The sequence below is a fragment of the Olsenella sp. An293 genome, assembly GCF_002159495.1.
GTDB lineage: Bacteria > Actinomycetota > Coriobacteriia > Coriobacteriales > Atopobiaceae > Thermophilibacter.
The window spans coordinates 156,605-170,814 of record NZ_NFIT01000002.1; the positions used below are offsets into that span (position 1 = coordinate 156,605).

A 14,210-nucleotide genomic window follows, 5' to 3' on the forward strand; every position below is an offset into this window, starting at 1 on the left:
TGTACACTGCGGCCGCCGGAGGAGGGGCAAGAAGAACCATCGAGCTCCTGAGCAGGCAAAACGCGGAACCCTCGTTCAAGGGCCCGCGCAGTGTACAGAAAACTCAGAGTTTGTTGGGCTTCTCGTTCGCGGCGGGGCGCTAGTGCGTGGCGATCTTCATCGCGACGTCGTGGGCGAGGCGCTCGATGTCGTCCGCCAGCGGCGTGAGCTCGACGTCGACCCCGCGGCGGCGCAGGGCGCGCGCGATCAGCCAGTCGGTGACGCCGGGGTTCTTGGGCAGGATCGGGCCGTGGAGGTAGGTGCCCACGACGCCGTCGTGCAGCACGCCCTCGCCGCCGTCCTCGCCGTTGTTCCCGGTCCCACGGACCAGGGCGCTTCCCAGGGGCTTCTCGCCCGCCCCCAGCACGGTGCGACCGGCATGGTTCTCAAAGCCCACGATGGGCTCGGGACAGACCTCGGAACGAATGGCAACGTTGCCAATGAGGCGCGTGTCTCCCGCCGTGGTCTCGATGTCCAGCACGTGCAGGCCCTCGACGCGCTCCTCGCCCATCATGTAGTAGTGGCCGAGCAGCTGGTAGCCGCCGCAGATGGCAAGGAGGACGCCACCGTCGGCGACGTAGGTCGCGAGCTTCTCGTGCTGCCCCTGGAGCTCGTGGCACACGGCCAGCTGATCGCGGTCCGCGCCGCCGCCCAGGAGCACCACGTCTGCGTCAGAGAGGTCGAGCTCCTGGCCCATGAGGACCTGGTCCACGCGGCAGGGGATGCCGCGCCAGGCGCAGCGCTTGGAGAGCGAGGCGATGTTGCCGCCGTCGCCGTAGAGGTTGAGCGCGTCGGGGTAGAGGTGCACGATGCGAAGCGGCCGGTCCAGGGCCACGTGCGCCGTCTCCTCGCGCTCGATCCAGGAGACCGCCTCCGCCGTGACCTGCAGGGCGGGGGCCTTCCAGGAGCTGGCAAGTCGTTCGAGCTCGGCAACCACGGGCGGGAAGGCGGTGTAGTTGGCGATCACATGGAGCTTCTCGCCTGCGTCGACGAAGCGCAGGGCGTCCTCGACGCCCTCGATGAGCTCGATTGGGCAGCCCAGCTCGGCGTACTTCACGCGCACGGCCATGTCCTCGCGACGCGTGCCGCCCACGCAGACGCAGCGCAGGTCGGAGAGGTCGCGCAGGCGCTCGAGGTCGATGTCCCAGATCCACGAGACGTCGTGGCCGTCCGCGTCGTTGTCGTTGAGAAAGAGGGCGAGGTAGCGGCCGTCGTCCGCGCGAACCTGCTGGATCATGCGGTTGAAGCCGGTGGGGTTCTTCGCGAGGTTGCTCACGACGGAGTAGCCGCCGTCGAGCGCATACGTCTTGCCGCGCCCGCTCGCGGGCTCGTAGGCATCGAGCACCGCTTGGAAGCCGTCCGCGCTCCCGCCGCCAAGGAGGCACGCCACGAGGGCGGCCATCACGTTGTAGACCATGTAGAGGCCGTTGTAGCGGGTGCGGACGTGGTGGCGGACGATCTTCTCGCCGCGGCGGTCCTCGACGTCGAACTCGTACCCGCCGCAGGCGAGCGTCACGTTGACAGCGGCAAACGCGAGCTCGGGGCGCTCCCAGCCGCACTCCGGGCAGCGGTACTTGCCCAGCTGGCCGTAGTGGACGTAGTCGTAATCGAGCGGCGCGTTGCACTTGGCACAGAAGCGGCTGTCGGAGATGCGGTCCGCCTCCAGGCCGGTGGGCTCGTCTATGCCAAAGGGCACGCCCGGGTTGTCCACGCGCGCCGCGATGGAGGCGCAGAGCGGGTCGTCGGCGTTGTAGGCGATCGCCGTCTCGGGCGCGCGGCGCAGCGCCTCGGCGATCACGTCCTGCGTGTGGTCGATCTCGCCGTAACGGTCGAGCTGATCGCGGAAGAGGTTGAGAAGAACGAGCGCGCGCGGCCGCAGGCGGGGAAGCACGCGCACGGTGTAGAGCTCGTCGCACTCGAAGCATCCCACGCGCGGGCGCTCCGCGCGCGTCTCGACGAGCGCGGAGGCGATGCCGGACTCCATGTTGTTGCCGGCGCGGTTGCACGCGACGCGCTCGCCGCGCGCGCCGAGCGCGTCGGCCGCGAGGCCCGTTGTCGTGGTCTTGCCGTTGGTGCCGGTCACCACCACCGAGCGCTCGAGCGCGTCTCCCAGAGAGCCGATGATCCCCGGCGCGATCTTGAGCGCCACGGCGCCCGGCGCGTTGCCGCCGCCCCGGTGAAGGAGGCGGGTCGTCCCCCAGCGCGCGGCGTCGGCCGCGAGGCAGGCGATTCTCACGCGAGGGTTCATCCGGGCTCCTTTCCGTGGGCTTTGCCGTCGCAGCAATACTAGCATGCGCGCCAGGTGCCGGCGTCAACTTGGCCGTCGTGCCTGCGACTCTGCTAGTATCTGTTCTGTCGTGCCTGCGGGGATGCTTCTTTTGGAGTGCTTTCCACCGGGATCCCGCTGGTCGCGGGCTCGACACGCCCCTCGCGGGCGTCCAGCAAAGCCCTCCGAAGGAAAGAGAGAACAACCATGGGCAACGCCACCGCAAACATCGCCGCCACGACCGAGGACCGCACGAGAAGAACGGTCCGCACGGGCATGATCGCCGCCGCATACGCGGCCCTCACGCTCGTGACGCTGCTGTTCCTCGGCGCGCTCGCATGGGGTCCCGTGCAGTTCAGGGTCTCCGAGGCGCTCTGCGCGCTCGCCCTGTTCACGGCGGATGCCGTCCCCGGCCTCGCCCTCGGCTGCGCGCTCGCCAACCTCGCCAACATCGTGCTCTCCGGCACGGGCATGCTCGGCATGCTCGACGTCGTCTTCGGCACGCTCGCCACGGCTCTCGGCGCCTGGTTCACGTGGCGCAACCGCAGGCGCCCGGCCCTCGCGCTGCTTGGTCCCGTGATCGCCAACGCCCTCATCGTTCCCGCGTACCTGCCGCTCATGCTGCAGGGCGTGGGCTACTACACCATCCCGTTCACCAACATCGCCATCGACGGCGCCTATCCCGCGATGTACGCCTTTGGCCTCGTGGCTACGGGCCTCGGCGAGGCGGTCGTCATGTACGTGCTCGGGCTCCCGCTTGCCCGCTCCCTCGCCAAGACACCACTGTTCCGGCAGCTTGCCGGGGGCGGCCATCCCGGCGGCGAGGTCGAGTGAGCCCCGTCGTCGTCATACCGTCCTACTGGGCGGAGGGGGACCAGCCCGGGGCCCTCGGGGAGCGCGGCGTCTATGACTACACGACGCCGATAGACAAGCCGCTCCCCGAGCTCGAGACCTGCCTCTCCTCCCTCGAGCGGGTGCGCGGCGTCATCCGCGTCATCGTGCTCGTCGTCTGCCCGCCGGAGTGCGAGGACTCCGCCCGCGCCCGCGTCGAGAGCATCTGCCGGGCGCACCCCTCGCTCAACCCGCTCATCGTGGGCGCTCGCGAGGCCGCTCACGTGGAACGCGCGGTGGGCCGGCTCGCCCATCACCTCACGGGCGAGACCGTCGCCCTGCGCGGCTACGGGGCGATCAAGAACATGGGCCTTGCCGTGGCGGCCGTCTTTGGCCACGACGTGGTGGTCTTTCTCGATGACGACGAGGTGGTGCTCGACGAGGACTTCCTCATCAACGCGGTCTACGGTCTGGGGTCGCTCACCAGGCAGAACCTGCGGGTTCTCATCAAGAGCGGCTTTTTCGTCGACGGCTTTGACAGCCCCTACGCCGAGCCCTCGGAGGAGTGGAGCGAGCGGTACTGGTCAAAGGCGGCCGAATTCAACCGCGTGATGGAGCGCGCCCAGACCTCCGCGACGCGCGTCACGCGCTCCAACCACCTCTGCGGCGGGTGCTGCGCCCTGCACGCCGAGGCGTGGTCGCGCGTCCCCTTTGACCCCTACATCACGCGCGGCGAGGACCTCGACTACGTCCTGAACGCCCGTGCGTTTGGGCTGGACGTGTGGTTTGACAACGCGTGGTTCGTGCACCTGCAGCCGCCCGAGGAGACCGCGCCCATGCCCTCGATCTTCATGCAGGACGTCCACCGCTGGCTCTACGAATACCGCAAGCTCGACGCCCTCAACGCCCGACGCGACCTGCGCACCATCACGCCGGAGTCCCTCAGGCCCTATCCGGGCAAGTGGCTCTCGCCGGACGTGCGCCGCCGCGTGTTCCAGACGGCGCTGCGCCGCCTCATCATGGGGCCGGATCGCCTTTCCTACCTGCGCATCATTACGCGCGGCAGGCTCGAGGCCGACCGCTTCGCCCAGGCGGCGAGCACGCGCTACCTGTCCTTTGCGATGATGTGGCCCTCCATCGTCGCCTCGCTCTGGGAGGACCCCCTGCTTCAGGGCGCCCTCCGTCAGACGGGCGAGGTCAGGCCGCTCGCGTTCGTCGCCGAGAAGGACGAGGCGGGGCTCGAGGGGGCCGGCGAGCCGGGCGACGTCGCGCCCGACGTGGACGCCGACACCGCCGACCTCGCCGCTGGCGCGCCTGCGGACCTCGCCGCCGACACCGCCGACCTCGCTGCTGGCGCGCCTGCGGACCTCGCCGCCGACACCGCCGACCTTGTCGCCGACGCCGCCGATCAGGACACCGCGCCCGACCTCGCCGTCGACCTCGGTGACACCGGCGCCATTCTTGTCGATCAGCCCGAGGAGGGCCAATGAGGGAGCATCCGGTCATTCCCCGCCGCGTGGTGGGGGTTCTTCTCGTCCTCTGCGCCATCGCGCTTGCCGTGCTGCTCACCTGGAGCATCGGCGACGGGCTGCTCGTGGGTGCCGCCCTTGCCGGCTGCGGTCTCGCCGCCATCATCGTATTGGGCGGCGCGCTGAGCGTGGCTCCGGTCGACTCGCGCTCCGAGGCAACGGAGCGCACCCTGCGCGTGGCCACCAATACGCTGAGCCACCTGCGCGGCGGCCTCACCGTCGAGAACGCCCGGGCCCTCTGCGCGCTGCTGTTGCCCGAGACCAACGCCGACGGCATCGCCATCACCGACCGCGCCAAGGTCCTCGCCTACGAGGGCTCGATCAAGACCCCCTTCGTCGCGGGGACCGCGAACGCCCGCCCCACGCTCGAGGTGCTCGAGAGCGGCCGCATGGAGACCTTTGTCTCGGTGGACGAGGACAGCCAGGACGTGCGGGGCTTCTCGATGGGAAGCCGTCAGGACGGGCACGCCTTCGGCATCATCGTGCCGCTGGCCGTGCAGGAGCGAACGGTTGGCGCCATCAAGTTCTACTACCGGCGCGACCTCGACATCGATCGCACGCAGCTGGCCATCGCCGAGGGGCTGGGCATGCTGCTCTCCACGCAGCTCTCCTCCTATGAGCTCGACAAGCAGGCCGAGCTCACGGCCCGTGCCGAGGTCAAGGCGCTTCAGGCGCAGATCAACCCGCACTTTCTCTTCAACACCCTCAACACCATCGCCTCGTTCACGCGCACCAACCCCACCAAGGCACGCGACCTGCTGCGCGAGTTCTCGACCTTCTACCGCCGGACGCTCGAGAGCTCCGAGAAGACCCTCATCCCGCTCTCACAGGAGCTCGAGCAGACTAGGCGCTACCTCAAGATCGAGAAGGCGCGCTTTGGCGAGGACCGCATCGTCGAGACCGAGCACGTCGAGGCCGGCTGCGGCGAGCTCGGCGTGCCGTCGTTTCTCATCCAGCCCATCGTCGAGAACGCCGTTCGCCACGCCATGCGCGACGAGGGTGCGCTTCACGTTGATGTTCAGGTTGCAAGCGACGGTGATGATATCCTTATTGCCGTTGCGGACGACGGCCTGGGCATGGACAAGGAGGCCGCCGACCGGCTGCTCGCCGGGGCGACGGAGCCCAGGCCCGAGCACGTCGACGGCAAGAGCTCCGGGACGGGCATGGCGCTCCGCAACGTCGCCGAGCGCGTGGAGCGCTTCTTTGGCGTGGGCTCGGGCGTCGAGATCGTGTCCAAGCCCGGCGAGGGCACGTGCGTGACGCTTCGTCTCGTGGGCGCCAGAAGAAGGCTGGCGCGTGCGGGACGGCGCGGAAAAGAATAGACTGTGTGACGGCGGCGGGCCGCGCAATCGTGAGACGGGGACTCCGCCGAGAACGTGAAAGGGACGCACCATGCGCGCGATGATCGTAGACGACGAGGCACCCGCCCGCTCCGAGCTCAAGTTCCTGCTCGAGGAGACCGGCAGGGTCGACGCCATCATGGAGGCGTCGAGCGCCCGCGAGGCCGTCGAGAAGCTGATGGAGGCAAAGGCCGACGTCATGTTCCTCGACATCCAGATGCCCAAGACCTCGGGCATGCAGCTCGCCGAGGCGCTTCATCGCCTGAAGAACCCGCCCGCGATCGTCTTTGTGACCGCCTACAGCGAGTATGCCCTCGAGGCCTTCGAGGTGGATGCCATCGACTACCTGATGAAGCCCGTGGACCCGGAGCGTCTCGCCCAGGCCCTCGACAAGGTGCAGGCCCGCTCCAAGCCCCAGCCCCAGAGCCACTCCTCCGTGGAGCGCATTCCGGTGGTCAAGAGCGGCCGCAAGGTTCTCGTGCCCATCGACCAGATCCGCTACATCGAGGCCAAGGACGACTACTCCTGCATCTACACGGCCGACGACCGTTTCCTCTCCACGATCTCGCTCGCCAAGCTCGAGCAGAAGCTCGCCCCGCACGGCTTCTTCCGCGTGCACCGCGGCTACATCGTGAACCTCGAGTTCGTCGAGGACGTCGAGGTCATCTCCTCCGGCATCCTCCAGCTCGGCATCAACGGGATCGAGGGCAAGAAGATCTCCGTCTCGCGCCGCCGCGTCGTCGCGCTCAAGCGCGCGCTCGGCCTCTAGCTTGGGGCTCGCGTGACGACGAGGTACGACATCATCTCAGATACGCACGGCTATCTCTCCCCGGAGCTGCTCGAGCAGCTGCAGGGGGCGGACGTGATCGTACACGCGGGCGACATCTGCTCGCCCTCCGACTATCGTACGCTGAGCGACATCGCGCCCGTGAAGCTGTGCCTGGGCAACAACGACTGGTCCTACGACTACGGTCCTGCGGTCAAGGACCGCACGATTTTCATGGGCAGCGGGCTGCGCTGGCAGGTCACGCACTATCGCAAGCGTCTCAACCTGCTGAAGAGCGACATCGCCATCTTTGGGCACACCCACACGCCCGTCCTGGAGCGCGACGAGTGGACGCACACGCTCGTGATGAACCCGGGCAGCCCCACCTATCCGCGTCGCTCGAGACCGTCGATGGGCCGCATCATCTGCGAGGAGGGCAAGATCATCGACGCCCAGCTCATCACGCTGGGGTAGGGCGACGCGCCCTTCTCGGCGCCGTGAAACTCCGGCGCGGGGCGCGGGCGGCAAAGCCTACGCGTCTGCCCGCACGTCGCCTGCCTGCCTGTCGGCCGCCACGAACAGCGGCGCTATCGCCTTGGTGTAGAACGCCAGCCACGCGAGCGACACGCAAAAGCCCGCGAGCACGTCCGAGGCGTAGTGGACGCCCAGGTAGATGCGGCTCAGGCCCACCGCCACGATGACGAGGCCAAAGAAGACGCACCACACCACGCGCATGGCGTCGCGCCGGTGGTAGCGCCAGATCATCCAGACGAGCAGGCCAAAGAAGGCCATCGCCACCATCGAGTGGCCCGAGGGGAAGCTGTACCCGCTCTCCGCGACGAGCCGAAACCCCTCCGGTCGCGGCCGCTGCACGATGGCCTTGAGCAGCGCGCCCAGCGCCACGACGCACGCGAGGTTGACCGTCACGCACCATCCGGGCGCCTTGCCCGGGGCGAGCGCCGCGATGACGGCGGCCATCACGGCGAGCACGACCACCGAGGCGAGCGAGGTCACCCCCTGCACGATCGGCGTGAGCGCGTCTGAGCGCAGCCGCTCGACAAAGAGCTCGTAGGCCATGACGTCGAGGCGCAGTATCTCCCCCTCGAGGACCTCCCCCAGCAGGGCGAGAAACACCACCGTGCAGACAAGCAGCACGAGCAGGCGCAGGTTGTCCCGAACAAGCGACAGGGCGCCGCGGAGAATCCCCCGGGCGCCCCGTGCCGAGTCGTCGCCGTGCATCATGCTAGAGGTTGGCCTCGAGCTCGGAGACGAGCGCGGGCTTGGGCATGTTGCCCACGATGGTGTGGACGGGCTGGCCGCCCTTGAAGAGGATGAGCGTGGGGATGGAGACGATGCGGAACCTCGTGGCGAGGTCGGCCTCGTCATCGACGTTGCACTTGTAGACGGTCAGACGGTCGGCCATCTCCTCCGAGATCTGGTCCACGACGGGGCCGAGCGCGCGGCACGGGCCGCACCACGAGGCCCAGAAGTCAACGAGGACGGGCTTGTCGGAGCCGGAAACGACGACGTCGAAATCGGCGGTAGTGATTGCCTTGGCCATGTGAGCCTCCTTCTCGCATTCTCTGCTTGTCAGAGCTTATGCCCGATTTACACTGGTTCAAACGGTCTAGGAAAAATTGCGACAAAATTGGTAGCAGTTATGTGGGACAGATGGACCGGAGGTTTCTGTCCCACTCCGGCGGCGAAGGGGTCTCATGGCATCGGAACGCGACGCGCGGCGGTGGGCGTACCTGGACAAGGCCGCGGCAGAGATTGACGCGCTGGCCGCGCGCGGGGCGCTCATGGGCGGCAACGCGTTCTCGTCGGTCCTTCTCGTCAAGGGCGAGCTCACAGATGCCGAGAAGGGCGGCGAGGCCCCGTTTTCCGGTGCAGATGGAACGGCCCTCAGGGCCTCCCTCGACCGCCTGGGCTACCCGCCCGAGGACTGGGCGTGGCTGCTCACGGTTGACGAGGCCGGCGAGCCGCTCGACGCCGTGCTCCTGCGCGAGGCCGTGTGCGCGCTCGACCCGGCCACGCTCGTCTGCTGCGACGAGGCGGCCGCCGCGCTCCTGCGCGAGGCCTACGCCGATGACCTCGCCGCGCTCGAGTCGCTGGACGAGGCGCTTCTTGCGCCGGGCGCCGTGGCGCGCGTCCTGGGCGTGCGCTTCCTCAACCTGGGAGGCTTTGCCGCCGCCCTCGCGTCGGGGGACGCGCACGAGAAGCAGGTCATGTGGGCGCGCCTCAAGAAGGTCCCGCCACTGGGTGAGCCGTTCTAAACGGCTGCCGTTCCTCGCCGGTCCCGGCGCCCGTCGCGCGGTATCCTTAACCTATCTGTTGCAGTTCGGGGAAGGAGCTTCCATGTCCGACTTCAAGGCACCCATCGACGCCACCGCAACGCCCGAGTGGGCCGCGCTCCAGGCGCACCACGACGAGCTCGTCGCGAGCGGCTTCCACCTCAAGGACGCCTTCGCGGGCGACCCCGAGCGCGTGAGCAAGCTGTCCTTTGACATGGACGACCTGCACTTCGACCTCTCCAAGAACCTCGTGACCGAGAAGACCCTCGGGCTTCTCTGCGACCTCGCCCGCGCCGTGGGCCTCGAGGAGCGCCGCGACGCCATGTACGCCGGCGAGCACATCAACACCACCGAGAACCGCGCCGTCCTGCACACCGCGCTGCGTCGCCCGGCCTCCGAGAAGGGCACCGTCTTCGACGGCGACCAGGACTGCGTCGCCGACGTCCGCGAGGTCCTCGACCGCATGTACGCCTTTGCCGAGCGCGTGCGCTCCGGCGAGTGGAAGGGCGTTACCGGCAAGAAGATCGAGCACGTCATGTCCATTGGCATCGGCGGCTCCGACCTCGGCCCCGTCATGGTCTACGAGGCGCTCAAGCCCATGGCCGACGCCGGCATCGACTGCCGCTACGTCTCCAACATCGACCCCAACGACATGGCCGAGAAGGTCAAGGGCCTCGACCCCGAGACCACGCTCGTGATCGTGGTCTCCAAGACCTTCACCACGCTCGAGACCCTCACCAACGCGCGCGAGGCCAAGGCCTGGCTGCTTTCGACCCTCAAGGCCCAGGGCGCCATCGACGGCTCCGCCGAGCAGGACGCCGAGGCCATCAAGAAGCACTTCGTCGCCGTTTCCACCGCCCTTGACCTCGTTGCGGACTTTGGCATCGACCCCGAGAACGCCTTTGGCTTCTGGAGCTGGGTCGGCGGCCGCTACTCCGTCGACTCCGCCGTGGGCCTGTCGCTGATCATCGCCTTTGGCCCCGAGCGCTTCGAGTGCTTCCTCAAGGGCTTCCACGACCTCGACACCTACTTCAAGGAGACCCCGCTCGAGAAGAACGTCGTCGCGCTCATGGGCCTGCTCAACGTCTGGTACGTCAACTTCTACGGCGCCGAGAGCCACGCCGTGCTGCCCTACAACCAGTACCTCCACCGCTTTGCCGCCTACCTCCAGCAGCTCACCATGGAGTCCAACGGCAAGAGCGTGCGCTGGGACGGCAGCCCCGTGACCTCCGCCACCGGCGAGATCTTCTGGGGCGAGCCGGGCACCAACGGCCAGCACGCCTTCTACCAGCTCATCCACCAGGGAACCCGCATGATCCCGGCGGACTTCATCGCCTTCGTGAACACGCCCAATCCCGTCAAGGACGGCGAGCAGGACGTCCACGAGCTGTTCTTGGGCAACTACCTCGCGCAGACCAAGGCCCTCGCCTTTGGCAAGACGGCCGACGAGGTCCGCGCCGAGGGCACGGCCGAGTGGATGGTGCCGGCGCGCGTCTTCGAGGGCAACCGTCCCACCACCTCGATCTTTGGCATCGACCTCACCCCGCACGCGCTCGGCGAGCTCATCGCGCTCTACGAGCACATCACCTTTGTCGAGGGCACGGTCTGGGGCCTGGACTCCTACGACCAGTGGGGCGTCGAGCTGGGCAAGCAGCTCGCCAAGCAGATCACCCCGGCCTTCCACGACGACGATGCCCTCGCCAAGCAGGACGCCTCCACGCAGGCCCTCATCAACTACTACCGCGCTCACCGCAAGTAGCGTGAATTGGATGTGAATTGGGGCCTGTCCCCAATTCACACACAGCTCTGATGTAAGGTCGGCCGCCGGGCTCCCCGCCCGGCGGCCCCTTTGCGCGGCGCGGCGGCAAGGGACCGGAGCTTGCGCCGCCGCTCTTCTCGCTTGCGCCGTATACTTGACGGGTTGACCCACAGAAACGGAGTCCGCATGCCCATCAACATCCCTGACGGCCTGCCCGCCAAGAAGATTCTGCAGCAGGAGCGCATCTTTGCCCTCGAGGAGGAGGTCGCGAGTCACCAGGAGATCCGTCCCCTGCGCGTGGCGATCTTGAACCTCATGCCCACCAAGATTGAGACCGAGACCCAGATCCTGCGCCTCATCTCCAAGTCCCCGCTGCAGGTGAGCTGCGACTTCATGCGCGTCTCCACCCACGAGTCCACGCACGTCTCGCAGGACCATCTCGTCAAGTTCTACGACACGTTCGACGCCTTCCGTGACAAGAACTACGACGGCCTCATCATCACGGGCGCTCCGGTGGAGCACCTCGAGTACGCGGACGTGGACTACTGGGACGAGTTCTGCGAGATCGTGGACTGGAGCCAGGAGCACGTGTTCTCGACGATGTACCTGTGCTGGGCGGCGCTCGGTGGCCTCTGGCACCTCTACGGCATCCCCAAGCGCCAGCTCGGCTCCAAGCTCTTCGGTGTGTTCAAGCAGCGCCTGTGCGACGAGTACAGCTTCCTCACCAACGGCTTCGACGAGGTCCACTACATGCCGCACTCTCGCCATGCCGCCATCGACACCGGCGAGCTGGCGCGCCACCCTGAGCTCTGCGTGCTCTCCGAGGGCTTCACGAGCGGGCCGTCCCTTCTCGCCACGCGCGACTTCCACGAGGTCTACGTGACTGGCCACTTTGAGTACGGTCGTGACACCCTGGCCGACGAGTTCTGGCGCGACTTCCACAAGGGGCTGCCCATCCGCGTGCCCGAGAACTACTTCCCGGACGACGATCCCGAGCAGCAGCCGCTGTTCACCTGGCGTGCCCACGCCAACCTGCTCTACCGCAACTGGCTCAACTGGGTCTACCAGATGACTCCGTACGATTTTGACGAGATTCCTGCCGCGATCGCGGATCTGCGCAGCCGCGCCACCGGCCACGTCGACAAGTTCTAGGCGAGAAGACCATGGCAGAGGAGCATCTGACAGAAGAGCTGCTTGAGCGCCTGCGCGCGTCCGCTCGTCCGGAGGCCTACCTCGACGAGGGCCTCACGATCGACCGCAAACTGTCCGACTACCTGTACGAGCTACGCATCGAGAAAGGCCTCAAGCGCTCCACGATCATCAAGGCCTGCGGCATCAACCAGACCCAGGGCTACGACATCTTTGGCGGCAAGAGCAGGCCCGGACGTGACAAGGCAATCATGCTGTCTCTTGGCATGGGCTGCACCCTACGTGAGACGCAGCGCATCATGCGCCTGGCTGGCGTGTCGGAGCTCTGGGCCAAGGTCCGCCGCGACGCGATCATCATCTGGTGCATAGAGCACGGCATGTCCTGCCAAGAGACCGACGACGAGCTCTTCCGTCTGGGCGAGGGCACCCTCTTCAAAAACACCGGCCCGCTCACCTAGGCCCGTCGGCATTTCAGCTGACAGCTGAGGACTCAGCTACCAACGGAACCTAAGCTCTATGGAGAGAGCCTAAAGTCGAGAAGAGCGGGCAGAGGGTGGACGACGAGCAAATCATGCATGCCATGGATCTTGACGATGCCTATCGCGTGGATCGCGTGCTCGCCCGTGGGACGGGCGGCGTGACCGAGATTGTGACGCTGGGGGAGTCGGGCCCGTTTGTCCGCAAGCGCATACCGTCCAAGCTGGCGCGCCGGGGCGTGTGGGGCACCCTAGCCGAGTGCGACTGCGCGCGCCTGCCCCACGTGATCGCCACCTACGAGATGCCGGACGAGTTCGTGGTGGTGTGCGACTTCGTTCCCGGTGAGAACCTGGAGCAGCTCCTGTCCGCGCGCGGGCGCCTTGCCGAGAAGGATGCCACGCGCCTGGTGCTCCAGCTCTGCGAGGCTGCCACCGCACTTCACACGCACGGCATTATCCACCGGGACATCTCGCCAACCAACGTGATAGTTGCAGCCGACGGAGCGCACCTCATTGACCTCGGGATCGCCCGCTTCCGGGCTGAGGGAGCGACGCACGACACCACGCAGCTGGGCACGCCCGGCTTTGCCTCTCCCGAGCAGTACGGCTTTGCCCAGACAGATGCCCGCTCGGACGTGTACTCGCTCGGTCGCGTGCTGGGCTACCTGCTCACCGGCACCCAGCCGGGGGTGCCCGACGCAGCGGATTACGAGCGCTCCCTCGAGGACGAGAAGGTCGTCTCGCCGCGGATGCGCGCCATTATCGAGCGCGCCTGTGCGCTCGAGCCGAGCGCGCGGTACCAGAGCGCGGAGGAGCTCGCCGGGGCGCTGGAGGGCAGGGAGCCGCCCGAGTCCGGAGGGGCGGCCGCGAGGCCCGAGGAGCCTCTCGCCCCGGGCTCGCCTGAGGAGCCGCCGCCGCGCCCGGCCGCGTCGGGCGGGAGGCGCGGGCCCTCGTTTGCCCAGGTGATCGTTGGCGCCCTGGCCGTGATCGCGCTTCTCGCAGCGATTGTTCTGATCATGCACGATGCCGGGGTGTTCCGGTCGGGTGCGGCCACCGGCGACGACTCCGCCTCGAGCGCCCAACCGCAGTCGTCCCGGCAAGACCAGGCTCTCAAGCCGGACGACTCTGCGGGAGCCCCCGTTGCCGCCCCGACAACGAGCGAAGAGAGCCCGCTCGAGGTCGTTGAGTCCGGATGGTCGGTGGACGACCAGGGGTTCGTCCACTACGGGATCGCGCTGCGCAACTCCGGTGACGCGGTCGTGGAGTACCCGGCCTACACCGTCACGGGTCGCGACGAGACGGGCGCCGTGCTCTTCTCGCAGGAGCAGGTCCTCTCATCCATTGGTGCCGGTGAGACAATCTGGTGGGGCGACCTTGCGGGCAACCCCGGCCAGCCTCCCGCCACGGTCGAGTTTTCCGCCAACGGCGTCGAGGACTACCAGGTGGGGTCGGGGGCCGAGCGCAGCGCGACGTTCGCCGTCTCGGGAGCGCGGCCCGTCTCGGACGGCCTGGGCGGGACCAACTTCGTGGGAGAGGTGACCTGCGAGCGCGATGACGGATCGGACGTCGGCAACAACGTGGCGCTCTCGGTGCTGCTGCGCGACGAGGACGGCAGCATCGTCTTTGGTGCCGTCGGCTTTGCCTCGCGCCCCGAGGTTGGGTCGACAACCACCTTCGAGGTGAGCTGTCACACCGTTCCCGACTACGCGAGCTACGAGGTCCACGCGCTGGCGTGGTAGGGCCGCGCGGCGACGTCACGGG

Annotated in this window: 13 protein-coding genes; 10 read left to right on the forward strand and 3 right to left on the reverse strand. The window is 67.8% G+C overall.

Translation table 11 applies throughout. The annotated features are described in order from the left end of the window. Positions 1–139: 139 nt before the first annotated feature. The gene (locus B5F85_RS01845; RefSeq protein WP_158094540.1) at positions 140–2,287 is read right to left on the reverse strand and encodes a MurT ligase domain-containing protein; all 2,148 of its coding nucleotides are present in this window, start codon (positions 2,285–2,287) and stop codon (positions 140–142) included. Positions 2,288–2,512: 225 nt separating this feature from the next. Here B5F85_RS01845 and B5F85_RS01850 point away from each other — a divergent pair, with 225 nt between their 5' ends. From B5F85_RS01850 to B5F85_RS01870, 5 genes are all read left to right on the forward strand, one after another. Beyond that, positions 2,513–3,139 carry a QueT transporter family protein gene (locus B5F85_RS01850; protein WP_239386581.1) on the forward strand — a complete coding sequence of 209 codons (627 nt, stop codon included), beginning with the start codon at positions 2,513–2,515 and terminating at the stop codon, positions 3,137–3,139. After that, complete coding sequence (locus B5F85_RS01855; protein WP_204204596.1) at positions 3,136–4,626, forward strand: hypothetical protein; 1,491 nt, start codon at positions 3,136–3,138, stop codon at positions 4,624–4,626. The genes B5F85_RS01850 and B5F85_RS01855 overlap by 4 nt, the downstream gene beginning before the upstream one ends. Beyond that, positions 4,623–5,987, forward strand: a complete 1,365-nt coding sequence (locus B5F85_RS01860) for a histidine kinase (RefSeq protein WP_087313830.1) — start codon at positions 4,623–4,625, stop codon at positions 5,985–5,987. Before B5F85_RS01855 ends, B5F85_RS01860 begins: the two co-directional genes overlap by 4 nt. A 70-nt stretch (positions 5,988–6,057) precedes the next feature. Continuing rightward, complete coding sequence (locus B5F85_RS01865) at positions 6,058–6,774, forward strand: response regulator (protein ID WP_087313832.1); 717 nt, start codon at positions 6,058–6,060, stop codon at positions 6,772–6,774. Between the two features lie 12 nt (positions 6,775–6,786). Beyond that, positions 6,787–7,245 (forward strand): YfcE family phosphodiesterase, encoded by a 459-nt coding sequence (locus B5F85_RS01870; protein WP_087313833.1) that lies wholly within the window; start codon positions 6,787–6,789, stop codon positions 7,243–7,245. Positions 7,246–7,302: 57 nt separating this feature from the next. Here B5F85_RS01870 and B5F85_RS01875 read toward each other — a convergent pair whose 3' ends face one another. Next, positions 7,303–8,013 (reverse strand): phosphatase PAP2 family protein, encoded by a 711-nt coding sequence (locus tag B5F85_RS01875; RefSeq protein WP_239386583.1) that lies wholly within the window; start codon positions 8,011–8,013, stop codon positions 7,303–7,305. 1 nt (position 8,014) lies between these two features. Beyond that, complete coding sequence (gene trxA, locus B5F85_RS01880; protein ID WP_087313835.1) at positions 8,015–8,332, reverse strand: thioredoxin; 318 nt, start codon at positions 8,330–8,332, stop codon at positions 8,015–8,017. Between the two features lie 154 nt (positions 8,333–8,486). Here trxA and B5F85_RS01885 point away from each other — a divergent pair, with 154 nt between their 5' ends. The 5 genes from B5F85_RS01885 (at position 8,487) to B5F85_RS01905 (ending at position 14,188) form a co-directional block, all read left to right on the forward strand. Next, positions 8,487–9,047 (forward strand): hypothetical protein, encoded by a 561-nt coding sequence (locus B5F85_RS01885; protein WP_087313837.1) that lies wholly within the window; start codon positions 8,487–8,489, stop codon positions 9,045–9,047. 82 nt (positions 9,048–9,129) lie between these two features. Beyond that, entirely contained in the window at positions 9,130–10,824 is a 1,695-nt protein-coding gene (gene pgi / locus B5F85_RS01890) for a glucose-6-phosphate isomerase (protein ID WP_087313839.1), read from the forward strand. 186 nt (positions 10,825–11,010) lie between these two features. After that, positions 11,011–11,976, forward strand: coding sequence for a homoserine O-succinyltransferase (gene metA / locus B5F85_RS01895; protein ID WP_087313841.1), 966 nt, complete (start codon positions 11,011–11,013; stop codon positions 11,974–11,976). A gap of 11 nt (positions 11,977–11,987) precedes the next feature. Continuing rightward, positions 11,988–12,431 carry a helix-turn-helix transcriptional regulator gene (locus tag B5F85_RS01900; protein ID WP_087313843.1) on the forward strand — a complete coding sequence of 148 codons (444 nt, stop codon included), beginning with the start codon at positions 11,988–11,990 and terminating at the stop codon, positions 12,429–12,431. A gap of 113 nt (positions 12,432–12,544) precedes the next feature. After that, positions 12,545–14,188 (forward strand): serine/threonine-protein kinase, encoded by a 1,644-nt coding sequence (locus tag B5F85_RS01905; protein WP_143786112.1) that lies wholly within the window; start codon positions 12,545–12,547, stop codon positions 14,186–14,188. Positions 14,189–14,210 lie beyond the last annotated feature (22 nt).

Coding starts and splice junctions, on each gene's coding strand:
- B5F85_RS01845 (WP_158094540.1), bottom strand. CDS start 2,287: ATGAACCCTCGCGTGAGAATCGCCTGCCTCGCGGCCGACGCCGCGCGC.
- B5F85_RS01850 (WP_239386581.1), top strand. CDS start 2,513: ATGGGCAACGCCACCGCAAACATCGCCGCCACGACCGAGGACCGCACG.
- B5F85_RS01860 (WP_087313830.1), top strand. CDS start 4,623: ATGAGGGAGCATCCGGTCATTCCCCGCCGCGTGGTGGGGGTTCTTCTC.
- B5F85_RS01865 (WP_087313832.1), top strand. CDS start 6,058: ATGCGCGCGATGATCGTAGACGACGAGGCACCCGCCCGCTCCGAGCTC.
- B5F85_RS01875 (WP_239386583.1), bottom strand. CDS start 8,013: ATGATGCACGGCGACGACTCGGCACGGGGCGCCCGGGGGATTCTCCGC.
- trxA (WP_087313835.1), bottom strand. CDS start 8,332: ATGGCCAAGGCAATCACTACCGCCGATTTCGACGTCGTCGTTTCCGGC.
- B5F85_RS01885 (WP_087313837.1), top strand. CDS start 8,487: ATGGCATCGGAACGCGACGCGCGGCGGTGGGCGTACCTGGACAAGGCC.
- pgi (WP_087313839.1), top strand. CDS start 9,130: ATGTCCGACTTCAAGGCACCCATCGACGCCACCGCAACGCCCGAGTGG.
- metA (WP_087313841.1), top strand. CDS start 11,011: ATGCCCATCAACATCCCTGACGGCCTGCCCGCCAAGAAGATTCTGCAG.
- B5F85_RS01900 (WP_087313843.1), top strand. CDS start 11,988: ATGGCAGAGGAGCATCTGACAGAAGAGCTGCTTGAGCGCCTGCGCGCG.
- B5F85_RS01905 (WP_143786112.1), top strand. CDS start 12,545: ATGCATGCCATGGATCTTGACGATGCCTATCGCGTGGATCGCGTGCTC.